The sequence below is a fragment of the Thermus sp. NMX2.A1 genome (genome assembly GCF_000511705.1).
In the GTDB taxonomy this organism is placed as follows: domain Bacteria; phylum Deinococcota; class Deinococci; order Deinococcales; family Thermaceae; genus Thermus; species Thermus scotoductus.
This window is the reverse complement of the sequence record NZ_ATNI01000074.1, coordinates 45365-68190: the sequence shown is the minus strand read 5'-3', so window position 1 is coordinate 68190 and position 22826 is coordinate 45365. Positions and strand designations below refer to the sequence as shown.

The window sequence follows — 22826 nt, the reverse complement described above, 5'->3', positions numbered from 1 at the left end:
TTAAGGCAATGCGGACCCTGCTCCTTTTGGCCCTGCTGGCCCTTGGCCTTTACTGGTATGCGGAGCGGTATGGCCTGGCCGTGGGCTACCCTCCTTTCCTGCCGGTCTTCTACTGGAAGTACACCGGGGAGGCCCAGTACCCCATCCGGGTGAGCGGCCTTTACGATGCGGTGAAGGTCAAGGTGTCCGGGGACCTCGAGGAGGGGCGGCTTTCCGTGGCCCTTCTCCGGGACGGGCGTGTGGTGGGGGAAAGGGTCTACTCGGGGAGCTTCCAGGAGGAGGCGCGGTTTCCCGCAAGCCCCGGGGAGTACCTCCTCCGCTTCCAGCTTCAAGGAGCCAAGGGCCGGGTGCGCTACGACTGGGTCACCACCAAGTTTGCCCCTTGAGGCGGGGTATGCTACACTTAGGCCTGGTCTGCCCCTGGGGGGCACGAGGGGAAAACGATGGCAGAGAAGAAGCCCAAGAAGAACCTTTCCGCTCTGAAGCGGCACCGGCAGTCCTTGAAGCGTAGGCTTCGCAACAAGGCCAAGAAGTCGGCCATCAAGACCCTGAGCAAGAAGGCCGTGCTTCTGGCCCAGGAGGGCAAGGCCGAGGAAGCCTTGAAGATCATGCGCATGGCGCAGAGCCTTATCGATAAGGCGGCCAAGGGGTCCACCTTGCATAAGAATGCCGCTTCCCGGAAGAAGTCCCGGCTGATGCGCAAGGTGCAGAAGTACCTCTCTGCGGTGAGCGCCTAGGAGGACGGGGATGGGCAAAGGCGACCGTCGCACCCGTAGGGGTAAGATCTGGCGGGGCACCTACGGCAAGTACCGCCCGCGCAAGAAGAAGTAATCCTCCACTAAACCTGGGCCTTGGGGGTTTCCTCGAGGTGTTCCCCTTTGGGGAAGCACGCGAGGTGTTCCCCTTTGGGGAAGCACGCTAGGCTCCCTCTTCTTTTTCCATCTCCCAGGTGAGGTCCCTGAGGAGCCAGCCCCGGCCCGGGGGGGTAAGCTCCCCCGAGGCCAGGGCCTGCACCAGGTAGCGGCGCACCAGGCTCACGGGCACCCCCGAGGCGATTACCTCCCCCAGGTTGCGGGTGCCGTCCAGGAGGGCCTGGATTGACTCGAACTCCTCCAGGGTCTTGCCCTTTCTTCCCTGGTATTTGATGCGCAGGGCATACCAGGCGTAGCGGCGGAGGGGGTAGAGGTCGCCTTCCCGCACTCCCATATAGGCCCTTTCCATGGCGATGAGGAGGGGAACACCCCAGGCTTTGGCGGCGGCCCGCACGCTCTTCCCACCCTGGAATACCTCGTAGGGAGGTTGGGGGCGGATGGCCTCGAGGACCCGGCTGGGAGAGTCCACCAGGGTACGGAACCGGTCCCACTCGTCGTTTACCCGGGCCCATTCCCCGAGAAGGGCGGAGAAGGGCATCAGGGGGGGGTCCGGGATAGCCGGGCCCACGCTAAAGCGGAAGGCTCCTTCCCCTGGGTGCAGGGGGAAGGTGAAGAGGGCCTCGAGGCCCTCCCAATCCAGGATGGCAGCTCCCACCACCTCCCCTCCGGAAAACCGCAAGGAGAGGGGCAGGGGGCCTACGGAAAGCTCCAGGATTCCCGAGCGCCGATGGCCGTGAATAAGCTCCAGAAGCTCCACCAGAGGGATAGCCTTCAGGTTTCCTTCCAAAAGAATCCCTCCCCTATCCGCAAGACCAAGGTACGCCCTTCTCCCCGGTGGGCCTCGAGGGCCCCAGCTACTTTTTCTATATCCTCTTCCCGGACCAAGGCGGCCAAGGTGGGTCCGGCCCCGCCCACGAAGGCCGCCAAGGCCCCGGCTTTCAAGGCGGCTTCAATGGCTTCCAGGACCCCGGGCATCAGGTGGGCCCGGTGGGGCTGGTGGAGGCGGTCCCGGCAGGCTTCCCGTAGAGCCTCGAGCCTTCCTGAGTAGAGGGCAGCAGGCCAAAGGGCACTGCGGGCCAGGTTGAACACCGCATCCTTTAAGGGAACCTTCTCGGGCAAGGCCGCCCGGGCCAGGGGGGTGGGCACTTCGTAAGGGGGTATGGCCAGGACAAAGTAGACCCCCTGGGGCCTGGGAAGGGGGATGGCCAGGGGGGGATCGGCCAGGGCGGCCACGAACCCCCCGTAAACTGCCGGAGCCACATTGTCGGGGTGGCCCTCCAAGCTAGCGGCCACCTGGAAAACTCCTTCCCGCCCCAGCCTTCCCCCCGAGTACTGGTCCGCCAGGGCTACCCCGGCTACCAGCGCGGCGGAGGAACTTCCCATTCCCCTGGCCAGGGGGATGGGGTTGAAGGCCCGGATGAGAAGGGGTTCAGGATGTAGGCCTAAAGCCCGCATCCCTGCCCGGTAACCCTGGTGGATCAGGTTGTCCTTGCCCTCCACCTGGCCCTCCCCTTGGTAGAGAAAGGTGTCCTCTCGGGCGGGCACGGCCTCCACCTCCAGGTAGAGGTCCAAGGCCACCCCCAAAGCGTCAAACCCCGAGCCCAGGTTGGCCAGGGTGGCGGGGACGTAGAGGCGCGGAAAGGATTGCATAAGCGCCAAACCTCACATCAGCATACCAGGGGGTTCCTGTTGGATCGGGCGGGAAGGGGAGATGGGTTAGCCCGTTCTCATGGCCTTCAGGGCCTGCCCTCTCAAGGAGTAGGGAAGGATGCGGGATCTTTGGGGGTTAGACCGTGCGCCACGGGGGGATGGAGCTTTCGGAAAGCACCTTCCGCGCCTTGGGCAGGGCCTCCGCTACCTCCCTGGCCAGGAGGCCCACGTCTTTTTCCTGGGCTAAAAGGTCCCCTGCCAGGCCGTGGAGGTAGACCCCGAGCCGGGCGGCGTCAAAGGGGGAAAGGCCCGCCGCCAAAAGGGCAGCGATGGCCCCGGAGAGCACATCCCCCGTTCCTCCGGTGGCCAGGGCGGGGTTGCCGGTAGGGTTCACGGAAAGGCGGCTTCCCTGGGCCACCACGGTGGGGTTCCCTTTGAGGACCACGGTGAGCCCCGTGCGTTCCGCCAGGGTCCGGGCGGCCTGCAGGGGATCCCTGGCAACCTCTTCTGGGGGCATCCCCAAAAGCCTTCCCGCTTCTCCCGCATGGGGAGTGAGGACGGTGGGTACACCCGCCTTGCGGTAGGCCTCGAGGACCTCCAGGTGCAGGGCATCGGCGTCCAGCACCGTGGGAAGCCGGGCTTCCAGGGCTTTTAGGGCCCATTCCCGGCCCCAAGGCCCTCCTCCCATCCCCACCGCCAGGGCCTCTACCCGCATGGACGGCAAGGCAGGAGCCTGGACGGGGTGGAAGACCGCCTCGAGGGGCTCCAAGGGAGTGCCTTCAGGAGCCACCAGGTGCACCAACCCCGCCCCCATGCGGTAGGCTCCCAGAGCGGAAAGCACCGGGGCCCCGGCGTAGCGAAGCCCCTCCCCCCGATAGCCTCCCAAGACCCCCACCCGGCCCACGCTTCCCTTGTGGGCCGTGAGGGGCCGCTTGGGCAGGAGGGGGAGAAGTCCTTCCGGCGTGGCGATCTCGGGAAGGTCCTCCCGCTCCACGAGGACTTTGGGCAGGCCGATGTCCGCCAGGAAGAGCTTTCCGCAGGCTTCCCGGTGGAGGAAGTGGGGCGTCTTAAAAGCAGCAAAGGCCACGGTGGCGGTGGCCTGCACGTGGGGGGAGTAGGGAAGCCCCGAGGGCAGGTCCAGGGCCAAAATGGGAAGCCCGGAGGCGTTCATCCGTTCCACCAAACCTGCATGGAAACCCTCTAAAGGGCCTTTCAACCCGGTGCCGAAGAGGGCATCCACCAGCACTTCTTCCCGGTTCCAGATGGCTTCCTCCAGGGGGCGGATCTCCAGGCCGTGGGCCTCGAGGGCCCTCCGGGCCAAAAGGGCATCCCCGCCCTGGCCTTCGGCGGCAAAGACCCGTACCGGCACCCCGGCCAGGTGGAGGTGCCGGGCCAACACCAGCCCGTCCCCGCCGTTATTCCCCTTGCCGGCGAGAACCACGGCGGGGCGGTGGCCGAAAAGCTCCTGGTAGACCCGTGCTGCCTTCATCCCCGCCCATTCCATGAGGAGAAGGGAGGGGTAGCCCACTTCCACCGCCTTCTGATCGGCTTCCCGCATGGCCTCGGGGGTGAAGAGCCGCAGGGAGGTGGTCATGAACCCCAGAATACTCCTGGTAGCATGGGCTTATGGGTTTAGAGGAGGCCCGGTCAAGGCTGAAGGAAGCCAGGCGGGTGGCGGTCCTGACGGGGGCGGGCATTTCCAAGCCCTCGGGAATTCCCACCTTCCGCGATGCCGAGGGGCTTTGGAAGGAGTTTAACCCTCTGGACTATGCCACCCCGGAAGCGTATGCCAGGAACCCGGAAAGAGTCTGGGAATGGTATGCCTGGCGCATCGCCAGGGTGCGGGAAGCCAAGCCCAACCCCGCCCATCTGGCCCTGGTGCGGCTGGAAGAGGAGGTGCTTGGGCGAGGGGGGGCGTTCCTCCTGGTGACCCAGAACGTGGACGGCCTCCACGCCTTGGCGGGAAGCCGGAACCTGGTGGAGCTCCACGGCAACATCCTCCGAGCCCGCTGTGAGGCTTGCGGGCACCGGTTCTTGCTCCCCGACCCTTTCACCCCTCCACCCTTCTGCCCCCTGTGTGGACATAGGGCCCGGCCCGATGTGGTCTGGTTTGGGGAGCTTTTGCCCGAGGGAGCGTGGGAGAAGGCGGAAAAAGCCTTTGCCGAGGCGGATGTTGCCCTGGTGGTGGGCACCAGTGCTGAGGTGGAGCCTGCGGCTTCCTTGGGACGCATTGCCTATGTGGGCGGGGCCTACTTGATAGAGGTGAACCCCGAGTCCACCCCCCTTACCCCCTTGTCCCACCTTTCCTTGCGGATGGGGGCCGTGGAGGGCTTGCAGGCCCTTTTGGACGAGGAGGGTCCGAATCCTGCCGCTTCTCCCTGACCTCCCTGCCCCGGGGTATCACGCCTCCCGACGTCCGCGGAAGACCAGGCGGAAGGGCACTTCCTTAAGACCCAGGTCCTCACCGATACGGTTTTTCAGGTAGTTCTCAAAGGCCCGGGTCACGAACTCCGGGTGGTTTACGAAGAAGACGAAGGTGGGTGGGGCCACCTCGGGCTGGGTGGCGTAGAAGATCTTCAAGGGTTTTCCCTTGAAGTTGGGAAGCTGCACCTTCGCCGTCCAGACGGAAAGCCAGCGGTTGAGCTCGGCGGTGGGGATGCGGGTGTGGTTGAGCTCGAATAGGCGCACCGCCTCGCTGAAGATCTTATCCAGGTTCTGCTTGGTGAAGGCCGAGGTGTAGACCCGGGGAAGATGCTCCAGGTGCGCAAGCTTTTCCTTGAGCTCCCGGCGCACCTTGGGGGCCTCCTCCTTCCTTACCAGGTCCCACTTGGTGATGACCAGGAGCACGGGCTTGCCCGCTTCCAGGGCGTGGTTGGCCAGCTTGAGCTCCCGGTCCCCCACCTGGAACGGGTCTACGACCAGAAGAACCACGTCGGCTTCCTCTATCGCTTTAAGGCTCCGCCTGATGGCCAGCTCCTCCACCAGGCTTTCCGGGCGCTTGCGGATGCCGGCGGTGTCCACCAGGACGAAGGGCTGGCCGCGGAAGGTGAAGTGCACGTCGATGGCGTCCCGGGTGGTGCCGGGCTCCTCCGACACGATGACCCGTTCCTCCCCCAGGATGGCGTTCAGGAGGCTGCTCTTTCCGGCATTGGGTCGGCCCACGATGGCGAGCTTGATGCCCGCCACTTCCGGCTCCGACTCGATGTGCCGAACAGGAAGCTTTTCCCAGATGGCTTCCAGGAGTTCCTCGAGGCCCCTTGCATGCTCGCTGGAGGTGGGGATGGGATCGCCGAAACCCAGGGCGTAGAGGGAGCCCAGGTAGTGCTCGTGCTTGGGGTCGTCCACCTTGGTGGCCACCAGGATCACGGGCTTACCCTTCTTCCGCAGGTATTCCGCCACCTCATAGTCCGCCTGGGTGAGCTCTGAGCGGCCGTCCACGGCAAAGAGGACCACTTCGGCGTCTTCCAACGCCTGGTCCACTTTCTCCTGGATCTTCTTTTCCCAGCGGTCCCCCGACCAAAGCCCCCCGGTGTCCACCAGGAGGAAGCGGCCCTTCTCGGTTTCCACCACGCCTTCCTTGAGGTCGCGGGTAACCCCGGGAACATCGGCCACCACCGCACTCCTTTTGCCCAGGAGGCGGTTGAAGAGGCTGGACTTGCCCACGTTGGGTCGGCCTACGATGACTACCTTATGCATCCTCACCCCAGCAAACTGGGGTGGGGGAAGCCCCCACCCCGCCTTTGACCAGTCTACCACACGGGGTATACTTTCAGGGTATGCAGAAACTGGCAGGCCTGGTTTTGCGAAGCCTCGGCTGGCGGTACCATATGCCGCCTCCTCCCAGCCGGAAGTATGTGCTGATCGGTGCCCCCCACACCTCCAACTGGGATTTCCCGGTGGGCCTCCTGGCCCTATGGGCATTGGGGATTCGGGCCCGGTGGTTGGGGAAGAAGGAGCTTTTCCGGCCCCCCTTGGGCTGGCTCTTAAAGCTTCTTGGGGGTATTCCCGTGGACCGCTCCCGCCGGAACAACCTGGTGGACAGCGTGGCGGAGGTTTTCCAGCGGGAGGAGGAGATGGCCATCCTCATCACCCCGGAGGGCACCCGGGGGAAGGCACCCTACTGGCGGAGCGGCTTTTACTACATGGCCCTGAAGGCTGGGGTGCCCATTGCCCTTGGCTACGTGGACTTCCGGAAAAAGGAGGTGGGGATCGGGGGCTACCTCTGGCCTTCCGGAAACCTCAAGCAGGATTTTGAGGTCATCCGGGCCTTTTACCAGGACAAGGTGGGTTTGAGGCCCGAGAGGCAGGGCCCCATCCGCATCCGCGAGGAAGTGGAGGAGGTGGCTTAGGCAGAAGCTAGCCTCTGGCCCATCTTCTTGATAAACTTGCTTTATGGAACAACCCACCCCTTTGACGGATGCGGACCGGACCTGGGCGGCGGTGGTTCACCTGGCTCCCCTGGTGGGGTACTTCATCCTTATAGGCCAGATCCTCTTGCCCTTGGCCATCCTGCTTTGGGGTCCGAAAAGCGCCTTCGTCCAGGCCCACGCCAAGGAGTCCCTAAACGGCCAGATCAGCTACACCCTCTACGGCTTGGCCCTCCTTCTGCTAGCGATGACCGTGGTGGGGTTGGTGGTGGCGGTTCCCTTGGCGTTTGCCCTGGTGGTTCTGGTCCTTTGGAACATGATCCAGGGAGCCCTGGCAGCCGGCAGGGGAGGGACCTATGCCTATGTCCTTATCCTGCGCCTGGTGCCCTAGCTTCCAGGATCACCACCGCCAGGGCGTGGCTTTTCTCGTGGCTTAAGGAGAGGTGGGCGAAAAGGCCTTCCGCCTCGAGGCGGGCCCTTACCTTTGAGGCAAAGCGCAAGACTGGTTTCCTCCCCTCCATCCCCACCCAGACTTCCTTCCAGGAAAGGCTTTCGGGCCAGCATTTCTGGAAGGCTTCCTTGGCGGCGATCCGGGCGGCAAGGCTTGGGGCAGGGTCCTGGTGGCGGAGGGCGTAGGTTAACTCCTCCTCGGTGAAAAGCCTTTTTAGGGCTCTTCCCCCGTGCTTTTTGAGGAGCTTTCGCACCCGGTCGATTTCCACCAAATCGGTTCCGATGGCTTGAATCATGGGAGGTGAGGTTCCTGATTGTCCCCCGCCAGGGCCAGGAGCTGGCCTTCCCGGTACCCCAGGGACTTCTTTCCCTTGAGGGTCAGGTAGGCCCCGGGGGCAGGCCTTTCCGCCACAGGAGCCATAGGGCCATTTTAGCCCGGCTCCTTGAGCCAGAGGTTTTTTCGTGCTAGGGTACTCGGGTGTTGCCCAAGGCCTTCCTCTCCCGCATGGCGGAGCTTTTGGGGGAGGAGTTTTCCCTTTTCCTCAGGTCCCTTACGGAAGGGGAAAGGAGCTATGGCCTTAGGGTGAACACCCTGAAGATAACGCCGGAAGACTTTACAAGGATCGCCCCCTGGCCCTTGAGGCCCATCCCGTGGTGCCCGGAAGGGTTCTACTACCCAAAGGAGGTCCGGCCGGGGCCCCATCCCTTCTTCTACGCCGGGCTTTACTACATCCAGGAGCCAAGCGCCCAGGCGGTGGGGGTGCTATTGGACCCTCAACCTGGAGAGCGGGTTTTGGATCTGGCGGCGGCCCCCGGGGGGAAGACCACCCACCTTCTGGCCCGCATGGGGGGAAGGGGCCTTCTTTTGGCCAATGAGGTGGACGGTAAGAGGATCCGGGGTCTTTTGGAAAACGTGGAGCGCTGGGGGAGTAGGCTGGCCGTGGTGCAGGCCCCGCCCCGATCCCTTGCGGAGGCCTTTGGCCCGTACTTTCACCGGGTTCTCCTGGACGCTCCCTGCTCCGGGGAGGGAATGTTCCGCAAGGACACCGAGGTCATCCGCCACTGGGGTCCTGGGGCCCCCAGGCGGGCTTCCGAGGTGCAAAAGGGGCTTCTCTCCCAGGCGGCAAGGCTTTTGGGGCCGGGAGGGGTTTTGGTCTACTCCACCTGTACCTTCGCCCCGGAGGAGAACGAGGGGGTGGTGGCTCACTTCCTACGGGAGCATCCGGAGTTCCACCTGGAGGATGCCCGCTACCATCCCCTGTTTGCTCCCGGGGTGCCGGAGTGGGGGGACGGAAACCCCGAGCTCAGGAAGACCGCCCGCCTCTGGCCTCACCGCCTCGAGGGGGAGGGGCACTTCCTGGCCCGCTTCCGCAAGGAGGGGGGTAGCTGGGGCACGCCACCAAAGGAGCGCATTCCCCCCTTGAGCCAGGAGGCCCGGAAGGCCCTTGCGAACTTTCTGGGGGAAGCGGGCTTGGACCTGGAAGGCCCCATCTGGGAACGCTCAGGCCACCTTTACCTGGTTCCGGAGGAGCTTCCCTCCCTGGCTGGCCTTAAGGCCCCGGCTCCCGGGCTTTACCTGGGTCTGGTGCAGAAGGGACGCTTCCGCCCGGCCAAGGCCCTCGCCCTGGCCTTTGGGGCCACCCTTCCCTGGCCCCGTCTTCCCCGGGTGGCCTTCCCCCCGGAAGACCCCCGGGCCTTGGCCCTGGCCACGGGGGCAGGCGTGGCGTGGGAAGGGGAGGACCTTCCGCTAGCCCTTCTGGTCCTAAGGACGGAGGTAGGGGAGTTTCCCTTGGATTTCGGCAAGGCCAAGGCCGGGGTGCTCCGGCCTGTGGGGGTGGGGCTTTAGGCCTCTCACCATACGATGGCCGCACCCAGGCTCTTCAGGGCTTCGTCATGGGATATAAGGAGTACCCTTTCCAAGAGGCTTTGGGCTACCAGCATGCGGTCAAAGGGGTCCCGGTGGTTTCCGGGTAGGGAAGGGGCTAGGAGGGCGTGAGGACCCTTTATGGGGAGCTCCTGGGCTTTCAGGGGTTCCAGCCAACCGGGATAGGCGGATAGTACGGCCTCGCCCTGGGGAAACCGGCCTAGCCGGGATTTGATGGCTATTTCCCATAGGGAAGCCGCGCTTACCAGGCGGGTGTTCTGCGGATCTTCCAGCAGGCTCCTGGCGTGAGGGGAAAGGCGCTCTGGTTCTACCAAAGCGTAGAGGAGGGTGTGGGTGTCCAGGAGGAGCCTCAGCCCTCCCATGCCGTGAGCTCCTCCTCTGGCAAGGGGGCATGGAAGGCTTCCCAATCCACAGGGCCCAGACGCCGCAAGGTGCCTAGTCGTACCCCTTCCTCCCAGGGGCTCAGGCGGGCCAAGGGGCGGCCGTAACGGGTGATGACGATCTCCTCTCCCCGGTGTGCCGCCTCGAGGAGTTCGGAGAGCTTGGCCTTAGCCTCATGTACACTTACCCTGCGCATGATGATTTAGACTAACATTTCTGGTCAAAAGAAGCAAGCCCTTCGAGGACCTCCCGCCAAAGGCCGAAGGCCTCCCTTAGAGTTGCTTCCGGAAGGGGCTTCACCGTGAGGTTTCCCAGGCCCAGAGGCACCACCCAGTGGAGGCTTTCGGAAACCTTCTTTTTGTCCCTGAGGAGGTAGGGAAGGAGGTCCTCCCAGGAAACCCGGGGGAGGGGAGGGGGAGAAAGCCACCTCAGGAGGCGGAGGACCAGGGGGGTGAGGTCCTCCCCTCCCAGGAGTTTGCCGAGAAGGGCAGCGTAGAGGAGGCCGTAGGCCACCGCTGCTCCGTGGGGCAGGGCGTGGTGGGTGTAGGCCTCCAGGGCGTGCCCCAGGGTGTGGCCCAGGTTTAATAGCCTCCTTTCCCCCTTTTCCGTGGGGTCCTGCTCGGTGATCCTCACCTTCACCGCCACCGCCTGGGCCAGGTAGGCTTCGAGGCGGGGGCTTTCCGGCGTGAGGTCCTCCACCTCTAAAAGCCCTTCCTCCCCGGAGATGATCCCGTGCTTGAAGGCTTCCACCAGGCCCTCTTTGAAGGTGAAGGGGGGGAGGGTTTTGAGGGCCTCGAGCTCCGCATACACTCCTTGGGGAAAGTGGAAGGCTCCCACCAGGTTTTTCCCCTCAGGAAGGTTGATGCCAGTCTTGCCCCCCACGCTGGCGTCCACCACGCTGAGGGTGGTGGTGGGGAAGGAGAGGTAGGGGATTCCCCGGAGGTAGGTGGCGGCCACAAACCCCCCCAGGTCGGTGAGGGTCCCTCCCCCCACTACCAGCAAGGTGGTGTTCCGGGGTAGGCCCTTCTCCGCCAGGAAGGAGAGGACTTGGCCGTAGACGGCCAGGGTCTTGGCTCCCTCGCCCCCTTCCAGACCTAGCTGGTGTTGGACCCCGAGGCGTTCTGCCAGCTTCAGGGCAAAGCCTTCCACCCGCCGGTCGTAAAGAAGGGCCGAAGGACCTTCGGGGGTCCGGACCTCCTCGAGCGCGCCTTCCCCAATCAGTATGGGGTAGGAAACGGGTTTACGGACGATGAGCCTTCGCATAGCTCCATAGCTTCTCCACGATCTCCTCCACCACCTCCTCCACCTTCCGGTTGTCGGTGGAAACGTGCACGTGGGCCTCCCGGTAGATGGGGGTGCGGGCCTCGAGGAGGGTCCTTATCCTCTCCAGAGGATTTTCCACCTGCAAAAGGGGCCTTTCCCCGGGCTTGCGGGTGGCTCGTTCCAGGATGGTTTCCGGGCTGGCCCAGAGGGCCACCACCGGGCCTCTGGCCAAAAGCTTCCTGCGGTTTTCCGGATCCACGAAGGTACCCCCGCCCAAGGAGAGAACCAGGTACTCCTTGCCGAGAAGCTCCTGCACCGCCTCTCTCTCCATCTGCCGGAAGGCTTCCTCCCCCAGGTGGCGGAAGATATCGGGGATGGATAACCCCGTGCGCCTTTCTATGTAGCGGTCCAGGTCGATGAAGTGGAGCATGAGGGTGCGGGCCAGCTCCCTACCGATGCGGCTTTTCCCCACCCCCATGAAACCGGTGAGGCTGATGAAGGTGGCGGGGCGGGGAATCTCCAGGCGGGTCATGGAGCCATCCTACGCCTTTAGTAGGTTAGGACCCGAGCCTTGTACCGCTCCACCCGTTCCTGTATCTCCTCCATGGTGTCCCCGCCGAACTTCTCCAGGTAAGCCTGGGCCAGGACGATGGCGGATAGGGCGCAGAGGATCACGCTGGCGGCGGGCACGGCGGTGACGTCGGAGCGCTCCCTGGCGGCATCCGCGGCCTGGTGGGTCACCACGTCCACGGTGGGGAGGGGTTTCATCAGGGTGGCGATGGGCTTCAAGGCAGCCCTGAGGATGAGTTCCTCCCCGGTGGTCATGCCTCCCTCGAGGCCCCCCGCCCGGTTGGTGATGCGGTAGAACCCCTTCTCCGGGCTCCAGTAGATGGGATCGTGAACCTCCGAGCCCCGCTTCATGGCGTTTTCAAAGGCGGGGCCGATTTCCATCCCCTTCACCGCGGGAATGGAAAGGGCCATCTGGGCTAGACGGCCATCCAGCTTGCGGTCCCAGTGCACGTGGCTTCCCAGGCCCGGCACCAGGCCGCGGAAGCGGGCCTCGATCACCCCGCCTAGCGTGTCCCCTTCCGCCTTGGCCTGGTCTATGCGGCGGATAACCTCGGCCTCGGCCTCGGGATCGGTCATGCGCAAGGGGCTTTCCTCTATGCGGGGTACCAGGTCCCAGGAGAAGGGAACCTGGGCCCACACCCCCGCCATACCCGGCACGTACCCTGTTCCCTCAACTCCAAGAAGGCTCAAGAACTTCAAGGCCACCGCTCCCACCGCTACCCGCATGGCGGTCTCCCGGGCGCTGGCCCTTTCCAGCACGTCCCTTAGGTCCTTGTGGCCGTACTTGATGCCCCCAGAAAGGTCGGCGTGGCCAGGGCGGGCGGCGGTGAGGGCCTTCTTTCGGGGTTCGTTCCCCGGGGCGGGGTCCATGATCTCCACCCAGTTCCGGTAGTCGGCGTTCTTGATGGCCAGGGCCACCGGGGCTCCCGTGGTGCGCCCCGCCCTGACACCGGCGCGGAACTCCACTCGGTCGGTCTCTATAACCATACGCCTTCCCCGGCCATAGCCCTTCTGACGCCGTTCTAACCAGGGGTTGATGTCCTCCTCGGTGAGGGGGATGCCGGCGGGCAGGCCCTCAATGATGGCGAGAAGCTCGGGGCCATGGGATTCGCCTGCGGTCAGGAACCTCATAGGCCTATTGTAGGGGAGTGTTTCCGCGATTGCCGTAGCAAGGTGAGGAGGGCCAGTATGGCCGTAAAGAAGAGCACCATGCGATGGAGGGCTGTGTTGAGGGCTCTCTTTAAGTCCTGTTGCAGGAGGCCCATGCGGTTTTCCAGGAGAGACATGGATGGGTAGCCATAACCCCTTTCTGCGATTTCTACGATGTCCTCCAGCTTCTAGAGCTGTTCCTCCCTGGTTATTTAGGTTCAGGAGAGCCTGGACTTTAAGCTACCAGATGGTCCAGAATAGGCCTACCGGCAACGGCCATGGAAAGCGGATCGTCTGGCAGAATAGGTCTTGAGGTAACCCAGCTGGTAGAAATAGCCTACCCAAGCGGTGCTGTGGCAGCCAGTGTTGCCATAGGCCACCCTCATGCACTGGGAGGCAGGCCACCCCGAGTCGTAGCAGGGTGGGGGCTGGTCGTTACCGGCTCTTGCCGTGGTGCGCGTCTCCACCTTCCCCCAGATGAAGAATTCTGCGTTACAGAAGGCCGTGGCATAGGTCTTGGCCCCCGGTGAGGACGAGGTGGGCATGGCGGAGGCCGCCAAGCTGCAGGAGGGGAAGAGAGACCGGAGCGTAAGGCTTTGGACGAGGATGGGGAAGGTGTCCGGGCCTACCACCATTCCCCCGTCGGGAGTCCTGAGCTGGGGGGGTAGCTCTGATTCTGGGAGGCTTTGCGGGTCCACGCCCCTCTTCATTTGCTGAACGATCTCGCTCAGCTTGGCCCGCAGGGCCTGGCGGTCGGCGTCGCTTAGGGGCAGGGGAAAACGGCTTAGGATGGCGAACTCCAAGGCGGTGACCACGAGCTCCGCCTCGTCCCAAAGAGCGTGCTGCCCTTTCACCCAAGCCATTTCCTCCTCCCAGTATCTTTTTTCCTCTTCCGTGGTGGTCTTGGCCATCTGGTCCTGGGCGAAGCGTAGGAACCGCTCTGCCCCTTCAGCGGTGAAAAGAGGGGGGCTGTAGTCTAGAGAAATTCTTCCCTCCGCCAGCTGGTAACGGATCCCAGGGGCTAGCTCCACCCATTCATCCGCATCCGCCCGGTTTCCGAGCTGTCGGTTAGCTAGGGCAGGGCTATTTCCAGAAATGAGGAATAGAAGGAAAAGAAGCCAGACTTTGGCCTGCATCTTACCACCTCTTCTCCTTGTTTAACACAAAAATCCCGATTTTGCTATTCCCTCATCCCAGGAGACCTGGCTCGCTCGCACCAAAACAGCCAGGGAAGCCACGAATCTTTTGGGCTCCAACTTCCCTGGCTGGCTGAGGGCGCTAGCGGATTGCAGTTTCCTTCAGGATGTCGGCGGTGATAACCACCAGAAGCTCCCGGTCGGTGGTTTCCTGGGTGCGTTGCTTGAAGAGTTCCCCGATCAGGGGGATGTCCATGAGGAGGGGAACTCCCTGCTGCACCTGGTTGTTTTCCTGGGAGGTGAGACCCCCGAGGACCACGGTTTGCCCATCCCGCACCCGCAGGGTGGTGGTTACCACCTGCTTGGTGAAGCGGTCCACGTCCCCGTCCACGGGGTTGCGCTGGACGTTCCCGGAAACCTCCGCCTTGATGTTGAGGAGGATCTGCCCGTCGGCGGTGATCTGGGGGGTTACTTCCACGATGATGCCGATGTCGAAGGGTACCCGCTCCACCTGGTTATTCACCACCCGGCGGATGAGGAAGGTTTCCCCGGACTGCAGGCGGGCGGTCTGGTTGTTGAGCACGGTTTGGTTCACATCCCTAAGGGCTCGGGAAAGGCCCTGGCGCTGGAGGGCCTCGAGGGTGGCGATGATGTTCAGGGCAGCCAGGCTCCGGGTGCTGTCAAAGATAAGGGAAAGCCCTGTGTCCAGGATGCTGGCCGCCACATTTCCCCCGGCAATGGTGTTCCACTTGAGGCCCAGGTTTCGGCTGAAGTTGGACTGCACCTCCTGGATGCGCACCCTCAGGTTCACCTGGGGCACCGCCTGGTCCAGCTTGGGAATAAGGCCTTCCACCAGGGCTAGATCCTCCTGCGTGCCCGTGACGATCAGGGTATTGGTGCGTTCGTCCGCCACCACCGTGGCCTGGCGTGTGGGGGCTTGGGGCTGGGCCTGGCCCTGGGGAGCCTGGGCCTGCCGGGCTTGCAAAGCTTCCTGGAGCACCTTGGCCAGGTCGGCGGCCTTGGCGTTGGAGAGCTGGTAGGAACGCTGGAAGACAGGTGGCCCCTGCTCGGGAGCCCGGTCGATCTGAGCCAGGAGGTTCTCCACTTCAGAAAGCTGCTTCTCCGTTCCCCGCACGGAGAGGACCGGTTGCCCGGGTACCGTCTGCACCACAATCCCTGGCACCTCCCGAGCCAGGAAGGGAGCCACCTTTTCAGCATCGGCGAAGCGCAAGGGGTAGAGCCTCCGCACCGTGGCCTCCTGGGTGGGCGGGGCCACCTGGGGAGGCACATCGGCGGCCTTGAGGATCTCGGCGAAGAAGGCCTGATCGGCTTCGGTAGCCTCCAGGAGAAGGGCTTTGGGGTTACCCGGGACACCTTCCAGGCGAGCTCCTTTCAACTCCCTTTCCAGGACGGGCTTAAGCCTTTGCTGGGCTTCCTGGAAGGTGAGGTTCTGCAAGGTGTAGACCCGGCGCACCACGGGGGTGGGCTTGGGTACATCGGCCACCTTTAGGAGTTCGGCGATGCGGGCGTGGTCCTCCTCGGTGGCGGTGATGAGGGCCCGTTTGGGGTCGGTGGGAACCACGGCCACTTGGGCGTTCGGGACCTGTGTTTGCAGGAAGGAAAGCACCTCGGGGAAGGTGGTGTGGGTGAGGATATAGCTCCGCTCCACCTTTGGTTTGGGTAAGGTGAGGGCGGGTAGGGGGCGGAAGTCAATCCCAGCCCGCTGAAGAATGTCCGAGAAGCGAATGTGCTGTTCTGGGGTGGCCAGGACAGAGAGCAGGGCCCTGAGTTTGCCCCCTTCCTCTACCACAATCCAGTTCACGCTAAGCCCGCTGGCTTCCCGGGAAAGGAAGGGCAGGAGATCGTTTTGCACCCAGCCCTTGGCCCCATCTATGTTCACCACGGTGCGGGCCTGGCCCTGGGCGTCGGTTTCCGTGCGCCGGTAGGCGATCTCGGGGATGGCCACCAGGTAGGGCTTCCGCTCCATGGCCCCGGTGCGGCTTGGGGCGTCCACCAAGGCGGTGATCACCTGGGTGGGGGCCACCACCACCACGTCAGGAGGCAGGAGGAGGTAGTCCAGGTTGAACTGAGTGCCGTAGGTGGCGAAGAGGAGGTCCCAGACTTCCCGGAAGGGTTTGCCCTGGAAGTCCAGCTTGATGTTGGGTAAGGGAGGCTGGGCCTTGGCCGGGTCGCCGGAGGCGTCGTAGGCCCGGTAGATAAGGGGCTGAAGGCCCACGCTCCGGGCCAGGGCTTCCAGGACCACATCCAGAGGCATGGTGAGCCCGGCCCGCACCTGGCTTTCAGAAACCTTCAGGTCCACCTTGGCGTCAAAGCGGGGTTCCTGGGGAAGGCTTCCCGCCAGGACCCCCATGCCCAGGGCCAAAAGGCCGGGGATCACAAGTTTCATAAGTGCCGTTCTCACTGACCACCTCCTGCTTGCATCTTTTCTAAAGTAATCTCCAAGCTTTCATCCTTCAAGGCCAGCACCACCCGGTCGCTTTCTATGCGGCGGAGCACTGCTTCGCTACCTGGAAGAAGGCTGCCCACGGGCAATACCAGGTACCCTTCCTTGGTTTCCAAGATAGCCACGCTCACCGGGCCCAAAAGCGTACCCGCCAGCTTGATGCCTTTCTCCTCCACCAGGGCTTGCAAGGGGGTTTTGGGGGAAGTGGCAGGGGAAGGTTCAGTCTTTCCTCCCTCTGGGGTTTGACGTTCCCTGGGTAAAGGAGCCTCCACAAGGCCAGCGGGTGGGGTAAGGAGAGGTGGAATGTCCACCTGGGCTTTGGGGGTTTCCACCTGGAAAGCAGGGGTAAGCACCTTGGGAGCGGGCAGGGCTCCCTGGCTTCCCGGGAGAGGCCGGGGTGGAGCTTGAACGCTTGGGGTGGGCAGGGGTGTTCCCTGGGTTACCCGGACAGGGGCCCCTGTGGGTACAGGGGTGGGCCTAGGTGCCGGGGCAGGGGAGGCCACGGGGGGAGAAGGAGGAGCTTCCACCACCAGGGGCACAAAGGGGTTTGGAAGCGGGGCCTCTTGTTGCGTTTTGGGGATGGGCAAGGCTGTGGTCAAGACGGGCTCGCCTGCTTTAGGGGCTTTCTGGGAAGGAGAAGCCTCGGGGCTAGGCTTCGCCGCTTGGCCTTGGGGGGCAGTTTCGGCAAGGGGCGGGATGGGTGGAGCTTCTATGGCCTTGGGAGCCTCTGCCCCCTGGCTGGGCACCTGAGGTTGGCCGGGGGTGGGTTGCACCTCCATGGGTGCCTGGGCTGGCAGGTAGAAACCCACATACCAAAGCGCCACGGCGCTCACCAGGAGAAGGCCCGCCAGGAGGAGCTTGGTGGACTGGGGTAGGTTGCGCCAAGCCGTGGCCAGGCGCGCTAGAAGGGCTTTCACCGACCACCTCCTTGGCCTGTTTGCGGGGATGGAGCACCTTGCGTCTGGGTAGTGCCTTCAGGCTGGCCTAGGTCCTTAGCCAGCATGTAGAGGGTAAGGGTCAAGCTGGTGGAAAGAAGGGGATTTAAGTCCTGGCCTTGGACGCTGAGGTTGAGCCCGGAAAGGGAGCTGAAACGGGAAAGTCCTTCCAGACGCTTCAAGTAGGCATAGGTTTCGGGGAAGGGCGCCTCGAGGGAAAGAGCCAAGTTCACCGCCCGCACCTCCGGTACTGGAGCCGAGGTGGGGGAGCGGGTGAAGGAGCGCACCGTGACGCCGCTCCTTAGGGCCTCGGTCAGGATCTCGTTCAGAACCTGGGAAAGCCGTTCCTCCTTGGGAAGCGCCCTCAGAAAGGCTTGGCGCTCGGCTTGCAGCTCGGCGATGGTGGCCCGGAGTTCCGGCAGGGCGCGCTGGGCTTGCCTTCCTTTATCCCGTTCGGGGATAAGGGTGTTGATCTCCTGGCGCACGCTTTCCGTTTCCTGGCGCATGGGGACGATGAGGAGGAAGTACCAGAGGAGGGCCACCACCAAGGTGAGGGCGATGGCGATCAGGGCCCATTCCCGCTGTCCAAGTCTAGCGAGCACTTTCCCCACCTCCCACCAGGCCCACCCGGGCGCTAAAGGTGTAAAGCCCCCGGTTCTGGTCCAGGGAAGCTCCCTGGAACTCTATGCCGAATCGGGGCGAGGTTTCAAAAGCCCGCACGAAGCTCACCAGGGCATTCTGGTTCAGGGCTTCCCCTTGCACGGTGAACTCCACCTGCACCTTCTTGCCGTCATAGGTTCCGGCTTGAGCCATCCGGTTGGCCTCGTCCTCGGGAATGGCCCGGGTACCCACGGAGCGCAGGGCCACGGGGAGGCGTCCGCCTTGCTGGGGGATTTGCCGGATAAAGGCCGCCAGATACTCGGACCAGGGGACGAAGTTCTTCTTGAGGCCTTCTCGGATGGCGAGGAGGGCCTCGAGGGTCTTCCTCTCCTGCACCAGGCGGTTTTGTTCGGCGATGAAGGGTTTTAAGGCCTCCACCTCCGCTTTCAGGGCATCCCTTTCCTGCTTGGCCAGGGTAAGTTCGGTGTAGGCGGTGTAGTGGAGAAAGCCCAGAAGGGAAAGGGTCAGCAGGGCAAAAGCCCCTGCCGCCAGGCGCCACCAACCCGGTTCAATGCGGCGGCGCAGGTTTTTGGGGAGAAGGTTAAGCCTAATCAAGGGGCATCACCCCCCGTAAGGCCAGGCCCACGGGCACCAGGAACTCCGGTCCCATCTCCTTGATCTTTTCCAGGTCAAAGCGTCTGGGATCCACCTGTATGCCCTGCCAGGGGTCGGGGACGGTGAAGTTGACCCCCAGGGTATCGGTAAGCAGGGTGGACAGGCCCCTAAGCCGGCTTCCCCCGCCGTAGAGGTACCCTACCTCCGGCTGTATGTCCCCCAGTTGCACCCGGAAAAACTCCAGGCTCCGGCGGATCTCCTGGGTGAGTTCCACCAGAATGGGCCGGATGGCATCGTAGATTTTGGCGGGGCTGTACCGTTCCCTCTCGGCGTCAAAGTCCAGAAGAAGCTCCTCGTCCTCGGTGGGGATGGTGGCGAGGCCGTAGGTGCGCTTCACCTCCTCGGCGGTGAGGAAGTCCAGGCCGAAGCTTTTCCCAATGGCTTCGGTGAAGTCCTTGCCGGAGAGGGTGAGGATCCGCACCGCCAAGGGACGGTCTCCCTTAAGGAGAACCAGGCTGGTGCTTTCTGCCCCGATTTCCACGGCCACAGAAACCCCTTCCGGGTCGCTGCTGAGCTGGGCTTCCAGGGGATAAAGCCCGGCAAAGGGTTTCACATCCAAGATGATGGGGGTCAGGCCTGCTCCCCGCAGGGCTTCCAGCAAAGAGGCCACTGCTTCCTGCCGTGCGGCCCCCACCATGACCTCCACCTGCTCCCCATCGGCTACCTCGGCCAGGGGATCCAGGGGGGCGAAGTCCAGGACCACCTCGTCAATGGGGAAGGGGATGTACCGCTCCGCTTCCCAGCGAACCGCCTCCTCCATCTCCTTGAGGGGCATCTTGGGCACCTGAAGGGTGCGCAGGATCACGCTGGGATTGGGCACGGCGGTGACCACGTAGCGCTTTTTGGTCCGGGCTTCGGCGAGAAGTTCCTTGAGTTCCTGGGCCAGGGCCTGGGGTTCGGCGATCACTCCTTCCACCAGCATTCCCGGGGGAGTGGGCCGGGTGGCCAGGGCCCTGAGGGCGGGAGGATTTCCGGAGAGTTCCACCAGCTTGAGGTTGGCGGCGCCGATCTCCAGGCCCAGCGCCTCCACGCGGGGTTTGAATAGCTTGCTAAAACCCGAAAACACGTTGCCTCCTTAACACGGGGCGGTGTAGCCACTGTAAGCCATAAGCGAACCTGCTTGCAGTATACACGCTCCTGCCTGGAATAGGGAAGAGGAACTCGCCAGCATTCCCTCATTGATTTTAGCCACGTGTACCTTAAGGAAAACTTACACCCCTCGAGGACCTCCCCTCGAGGGGCGCTCAGGTGAAGGCCTTAAAGGGCCTTTAGCGTTTCCACCACTGCCTTGGTAAAGGTTTCCGTGGTGGCGGTTCCCCCCAGGTCCGGGGTGCGGGGGCCCTTTTCCAGCACCAGGTCCACGGCCTTTTCCACCCTTTTGGCGGCTTCCTTCTCGCCCAGGTACTCCAGCATCATGGCCGCGGAGAGGATGGCGGCGGTGGGATTGGCGATGCCCTTGCCGGCGATGTCGGGGGCGGAACCGTGCACGGGCTCAAAGACCGCCGCAGTATCCCCGATGTTGGCGGAAGGCGCAAGGCCCAGGCCCCCCACCAAGCCAGCAGTGAGGTCGGAGAGGATGTCCCCCAGGAGGTTGGTGGTGACGATCACGTCAAAGCGCTCGGGGCGCATGACCAGCTGCATGGCGCAGTTGTCCACGATGATGTCCTGCACATTAACCAAGGGGTAGTCCCTGGCTACCTCCCGCACCGTATCCAGGAAAAGCCCCTGGGTTACGGGGAGCACATTGGCCTTGTGGGCGATGTGGAGGGTTTTCCTGGACCGGCTTTCCGCTATCTTGAGGGCTACCCGTCCAACGCGCTCGCTGGCCTTTTTGGAGATCACCGCATCGGCGATGGCCACGTCCAGGTAGCGGCGTTCCTGCTCCACGTAAAGCCCCTCGGTGTTCTCCCGCACGATGATGAGGTCCACTCCGCTCCGGCTTCCCGGCACGGGGCGGCTTTTGGCAGGGCGCACGTTGGCGTAGAGGTCCAGCCTGCGCCTGAGGTAGCGGATGGCCCCGAAGAAGCCCGGCACCTTTCTTGTGGGGCTGGTGGCAGCCCCGAAGAGGGTGGCCTGGCAGGAAAGGATTTTCTCCACGGTTTCCTCGGGCACGGAAACCCCTCTTCGCTCAAAGGTTTCCCAGCCCGCCTCGGCCTCCACGAACTCCAGGGGAAGCCCGGTGGCCTCCAAGACCTTCCTGGCCGCCGGGACCACCTCGTGGCCGATGCCGTCGCCCTCAATCAAGCAGATGCGATACGCCATGTTGCCTCCGGACTTAGGGGTAAGCCCCCTCCTTGGGAATATACACTACACCGGGCCTAGATGGTGCCGGCCTCAAATGCGAAGGGCAAGTAGAAGAAAGACCAGCAGGAGAAAGGCCAGCACCCTAAGGGCTGCCTGGCGCCTGGGAAGCCGCCTTCCCCCTGCCCTCAAGGCTCCTTCCACCACCACCCCGGCTATCCCCGCCAGGATGAAGAGGTCCCCCAGGCTCGCCGCCTTGCGCAAGGGGGGAAGGGGGATGACATCCCCCAGGAAGGGAAGGCGGGTGGATTCGTCTAGGAGGGTATGCACGGCATCGCCCTTGTTCCTTAAAAGTTCCTCCCAGCCCTCTATGCCTGCCCTCCTCAGGGTTTCCAGGCTCACGGGCATGTGGCCCCCGTTGGCGAAGATGACTAAAGTGTTGAGGAAAAGGCCCAGAAGGACCAGGTAAAGGCTTTTCAGGTGCCGGTTCCGGTAAAGCCCGTACCCCACCAGGAGGAGGACCAACACCTTGGCTAGAGGGCCTGCCCACTCGGGTCGGAACAGGCCCCGGTAGGTGCCATAGGCCAGGCCCCCTTCCACCAGGGCGGCCAGGAGAAAGGCCCAGGCCGCCTTGAGCTCTATCCCTCCGAGGTCCTTGAGCCGGGCTCCCAGGGCGAGGGCGAGGCCGAATCCGAAGAGTGCGGCGAAGAGATAGAGGCTGATACCGATCCCTCCTTTGCTGCCAGGTAGGCCTGGCGGTCGCGCCAGATAGGGTTCTCTTTCCAAAGTTCGGTGAAAGCCTCCACCAGCCTAGGGTCAAACTGGTGGCCGGAGAGCTCCTGGATCTCCCTTAGGGCCTCCTCGGGGGTCTTGGCTTCCCGGTAGGGGCGGGGTGCGGTCATGGCCTCGTAGGCATCGGCCAGGCCCACGATGCGGGCCTCCTCGGGGATCTCGTGCCCGGCGAGCCCCCTGGGGTAGCCCCGGCCGTCCCAGCGCTCGTGGTGGTAGAGGAGGACGTTGTAGACGAGCGGGTCAAAGGCCACCTTCCGGGCCGGGGAGAGGAGCTCGGCCCCTTTGGTGGTGTGGCTTTGGATGAGGCCGTACTCCGCCGGGGTTAGGTTTCCCGGCTTGAGGAGGAGGGGCTCGGGGATGGCGATCTTGCCGATGTCGTGAAGCCGGGCGGCCCGGTAGACGGCTTGGGCATAGGCCTCATCCCCTCCCTTCGCCTTCCGGGCCAGGTCGCGGGCGATCTCCGCCACCCGCTCCGAGTGCAAGCGGGTCATGGAGTCCTTGGCCTCGAGGGCGTTCATGAGAAGCTCCAGGGTGGTGTCAAAGGCCTGCTCCAGGCGTACCTTTTCGTCCCAGTAGTAACGGCTGTAGTAGAGGGGGATGAGGAAGAGGAGCACCGTCCACCCGCCCCAGTTCCCAAGAAGGGGCGTCTCGTAGGCCCGGGCCAAGAGGAGGGCGAGGGGGGAGAGGAGGAGGTAGCTCGCGGCAATCCAAGCGGAGTTCTTGCGCCAAACCTCCCGCCAAGGAACATGCCCGGCTAGGTGGATGACGGTGGTCACCAGGATGGTGTTGGCGAGAAAAAAAGCCAAAGAAGCCGCGGCAATGCCCAACCCTGCGGAAAGGTTCCAGGACCCCATGTAAACGGGGTTTTGCTGGAAAAACTGCCAGGCCAGGGCCGCCAAGGCGGCGGCCAGACCGTCCTGGGAGCGGTTGAAAAGCTCTTTATACCAGACTTTCCGGCTCCATTGCCACAAAAAGCTAAAGAGGGGAGGTATCCAGGGAGGCGCTATCACGACCAAGGCAAGAGCAAAGACAAAAAGCTGGCTCATGCTTGCGTTTAGCGGAAGGCGTACACGAACATGTACGCTCCAAAGCATGAGCACGCCCCAAAAAATCAGGTCCAGGGGACTCAGGCGGAGGGGCGTGTCCCTGTAGGCCCAAAGCAGAAAACCCTCCAGGGCCAGGAAGCCTAGAAGTACCAAGAAAATGAAGAGGAGTACTCGCAAAGGGGGAAACCCCGGGCGTTTAAAGGCCATAGTGGCCTGAGTATAGCAGATCCCTTCCCCAGGACAAGGGAAAAAGAGGCCAGCCTAGCTGGCCTCTTTTTCATAATTTAAGATCACTCCCAGTGCATAGAAGCCCCAGCCGCAAGCCCAAGCGCGATCAAGCTGCCGAGAAG

General features: G+C 63.6%; 27 protein-coding genes. 7 read left to right on the top strand and 20 right to left on the bottom strand.

The window, feature by feature from the left end; all coding sequences use genetic code 11:
* Positions 1-8 precede the first annotated feature (8 nt).
* The 3 genes from TNMX_RS08165 to TNMX_RS08155 are packed head-to-tail and all read left to right on the top strand — an operon-like array spanning position 9 to position 831.
* Entirely contained in the window at positions 9-386 is a 378-nt protein-coding gene (locus tag TNMX_RS08165) for a hypothetical protein (RefSeq protein WP_015717956.1), read from the top strand.
* Positions 387-443: 57 nt separating this feature from the next.
* The gene (gene rpsT / locus TNMX_RS08160; RefSeq protein ID WP_019550810.1) at positions 444-737 is read left to right on the top strand and encodes a 30S ribosomal protein S20; all 294 of its coding nucleotides are present in this window, start codon (positions 444-446) and stop codon (positions 735-737) included.
* Between the two features lie 10 nt (positions 738-747).
* Positions 748-831 carry a 30S ribosomal protein THX gene (locus TNMX_RS08155; RefSeq protein ID WP_008632889.1) on the top strand — a complete coding sequence of 28 codons (84 nt, stop codon included), beginning with the start codon at positions 748-750 and terminating at the stop codon, positions 829-831.
* Positions 832-918: 87 nt separating this feature from the next.
* Here the strand turns inward: TNMX_RS08155 and TNMX_RS08150 are convergent, their stop codons facing one another.
* From TNMX_RS08150 to TNMX_RS08140, 3 genes are all read right to left on the bottom strand, one after another.
* A complete protein-coding gene (locus TNMX_RS08150; RefSeq protein ID WP_019550809.1) occupies positions 919-1659 on the bottom strand; it encodes a DUF4388 domain-containing protein in 741 nt (246 codons plus the stop codon).
* Positions 1644-2522: a homoserine kinase gene (gene thrB, locus TNMX_RS08145; RefSeq protein ID WP_038031172.1), complete on the bottom strand. Its 879-nt coding sequence runs from the start codon at positions 2520-2522 to the stop codon at positions 1644-1646. The genes TNMX_RS08150 and thrB overlap by 16 nt, the downstream gene beginning before the upstream one ends.
* A gap of 136 nt (positions 2523-2658) precedes the next feature.
* Complete coding sequence (locus TNMX_RS08140; protein WP_038031280.1) at positions 2659-4104, bottom strand: bifunctional ADP-dependent NAD(P)H-hydrate dehydratase/NAD(P)H-hydrate epimerase; 1446 nt, start codon at positions 4102-4104, stop codon at positions 2659-2661.
* Between the two features lie 44 nt (positions 4105-4148).
* On the opposite strand from TNMX_RS08140, the gene TNMX_RS08135 reads away from it, so the two are divergent.
* Positions 4149-4904: an NAD-dependent deacylase gene (locus TNMX_RS08135; RefSeq protein ID WP_038031170.1), complete on the top strand. Its 756-nt coding sequence runs from the start codon at positions 4149-4151 to the stop codon at positions 4902-4904.
* Between the two features lie 18 nt (positions 4905-4922).
* Here TNMX_RS08135 and der read toward each other — a convergent pair whose 3' ends face one another.
* Positions 4923-6218, bottom strand: coding sequence for a ribosome biogenesis GTPase Der (gene der / locus TNMX_RS08130; RefSeq protein ID WP_038031167.1), 1296 nt, complete (start codon positions 6216-6218; stop codon positions 4923-4925).
* Positions 6219-6298: 80 nt separating this feature from the next.
* Between der and TNMX_RS08125 the strand changes: the two genes are divergently transcribed.
* Both TNMX_RS08125 and TNMX_RS08120 read left to right on the top strand, forming a co-directional pair.
* Positions 6299-6871, top strand: a complete 573-nt coding sequence (locus TNMX_RS08125; RefSeq protein ID WP_156919443.1) for a lysophospholipid acyltransferase family protein — start codon at positions 6299-6301, stop codon at positions 6869-6871.
* Positions 6872-6914: 43 nt separating this feature from the next.
* Entirely contained in the window at positions 6915-7280 is a 366-nt protein-coding gene (locus tag TNMX_RS08120; protein ID WP_038031162.1) for a DUF4870 domain-containing protein, read from the top strand.
* On the opposite strand, the gene acpS is transcribed toward TNMX_RS08120, so the two are convergent.
* Both acpS and TNMX_RS13475 read right to left on the bottom strand, forming a co-directional pair.
* Positions 7258-7635, bottom strand: coding sequence for a holo-ACP synthase (acpS, locus tag TNMX_RS08115; RefSeq protein ID WP_038031160.1), 378 nt, complete (start codon positions 7633-7635; stop codon positions 7258-7260). The two genes, TNMX_RS08120 and acpS, sit on opposite strands and share 23 nt — an antisense overlap.
* Positions 7632-7760, bottom strand: a complete 129-nt coding sequence (locus tag TNMX_RS13475) for a hypothetical protein (RefSeq protein ID WP_256378175.1) — start codon at positions 7758-7760, stop codon at positions 7632-7634. The genes acpS and TNMX_RS13475 overlap by 4 nt, the downstream gene beginning before the upstream one ends.
* A gap of 57 nt (positions 7761-7817) precedes the next feature.
* Between TNMX_RS13475 and rsmF the strand changes: the two genes are divergently transcribed.
* Positions 7818-9185 carry a 16S rRNA (cytosine(1407)-C(5))-methyltransferase RsmF gene (rsmF, locus tag TNMX_RS08110; RefSeq protein ID WP_038031158.1) on the top strand — a complete coding sequence of 456 codons (1368 nt, stop codon included), beginning with the start codon at positions 7818-7820 and terminating at the stop codon, positions 9183-9185.
* A 5-nt stretch (positions 9186-9190) separates the two neighbouring features.
* Here the strand turns inward: rsmF and TNMX_RS08105 are convergent, their stop codons facing one another.
* From TNMX_RS08105 to TNMX_RS08040, 14 genes are all read right to left on the bottom strand, one after another.
* The gene (locus tag TNMX_RS08105; RefSeq protein WP_156919442.1) at positions 9191-9586 is read right to left on the bottom strand and encodes a type II toxin-antitoxin system VapC family toxin; all 396 of its coding nucleotides are present in this window, start codon (positions 9584-9586) and stop codon (positions 9191-9193) included.
* Positions 9574-9801 carry a type II toxin-antitoxin system Phd/YefM family antitoxin gene (locus TNMX_RS08100; RefSeq protein WP_038031155.1) on the bottom strand — a complete coding sequence of 76 codons (228 nt, stop codon included), beginning with the start codon at positions 9799-9801 and terminating at the stop codon, positions 9574-9576. The genes TNMX_RS08105 and TNMX_RS08100 overlap by 13 nt, the downstream gene beginning before the upstream one ends.
* A gap of 11 nt (positions 9802-9812) precedes the next feature.
* Complete coding sequence (locus TNMX_RS08095) at positions 9813-10868, bottom strand: 3-dehydroquinate synthase family protein (RefSeq protein ID WP_038031152.1); 1056 nt, start codon at positions 10866-10868, stop codon at positions 9813-9815.
* A complete protein-coding gene (locus TNMX_RS08090) occupies positions 10846-11400 on the bottom strand; it encodes a shikimate kinase (RefSeq protein WP_028493414.1) in 555 nt (184 codons plus the stop codon). Before TNMX_RS08090 ends, TNMX_RS08095 begins: the two co-directional genes overlap by 23 nt.
* A gap of 17 nt (positions 11401-11417) precedes the next feature.
* Positions 11418-12569, bottom strand: a complete 1152-nt coding sequence (gene aroC / locus TNMX_RS08085) for a chorismate synthase (RefSeq protein ID WP_038031149.1) — start codon at positions 12567-12569, stop codon at positions 11418-11420.
* Between the two features lie 281 nt (positions 12570-12850).
* Positions 12851-13723, bottom strand: a complete 873-nt coding sequence (locus TNMX_RS08080) for a hypothetical protein (RefSeq protein ID WP_052037967.1) — start codon at positions 13721-13723, stop codon at positions 12851-12853.
* A 142-nt stretch (positions 13724-13865) separates the two neighbouring features.
* Positions 13866-16130 carry a secretin N-terminal domain-containing protein gene (locus tag TNMX_RS08075; protein WP_371180292.1) on the bottom strand — a complete coding sequence of 755 codons (2265 nt, stop codon included), beginning with the start codon at positions 16128-16130 and terminating at the stop codon, positions 13866-13868.
* Positions 16131-16141: 11 nt separating this feature from the next.
* Positions 16142-17104 (bottom strand): hypothetical protein, encoded by a 963-nt coding sequence (locus tag TNMX_RS08070; RefSeq protein ID WP_038031145.1) that lies wholly within the window; start codon positions 17102-17104, stop codon positions 16142-16144.
* Positions 17101-17724: a type 4a pilus biogenesis protein PilO gene (locus TNMX_RS08065; protein WP_038031142.1), complete on the bottom strand. Its 624-nt coding sequence runs from the start codon at positions 17722-17724 to the stop codon at positions 17101-17103. Before TNMX_RS08065 ends, TNMX_RS08070 begins: the two co-directional genes overlap by 4 nt.
* Positions 17714-18337 carry a competence protein gene (locus tag TNMX_RS08060; protein ID WP_038031139.1) on the bottom strand — a complete coding sequence of 208 codons (624 nt, stop codon included), beginning with the start codon at positions 18335-18337 and terminating at the stop codon, positions 17714-17716. Before TNMX_RS08060 ends, TNMX_RS08065 begins: the two co-directional genes overlap by 11 nt.
* Positions 18330-19463: a type IV pilus assembly protein PilM gene (pilM, locus tag TNMX_RS08055; protein WP_038031136.1), complete on the bottom strand. Its 1134-nt coding sequence runs from the start codon at positions 19461-19463 to the stop codon at positions 18330-18332. The genes TNMX_RS08060 and pilM overlap by 8 nt, the downstream gene beginning before the upstream one ends.
* A 191-nt stretch (positions 19464-19654) precedes the next feature.
* The gene (locus tag TNMX_RS08050; protein WP_038031134.1) at positions 19655-20659 is read right to left on the bottom strand and encodes a homoisocitrate dehydrogenase; all 1005 of its coding nucleotides are present in this window, start codon (positions 20657-20659) and stop codon (positions 19655-19657) included.
* 72 nt (positions 20660-20731) lie between these two features.
* Entirely contained in the window at positions 20732-21241 is a 510-nt protein-coding gene (locus TNMX_RS08045; protein ID WP_038031272.1) for a DUF5317 domain-containing protein, read from the bottom strand.
* Positions 21242-21276: 35 nt separating this feature from the next.
* The gene (locus TNMX_RS08040; RefSeq protein WP_038031132.1) at positions 21277-22683 is read right to left on the bottom strand and encodes an HD-GYP domain-containing protein; all 1407 of its coding nucleotides are present in this window, start codon (positions 22681-22683) and stop codon (positions 21277-21279) included.
* Between the last annotated feature and the right edge of the window lie 143 nt (positions 22684-22826).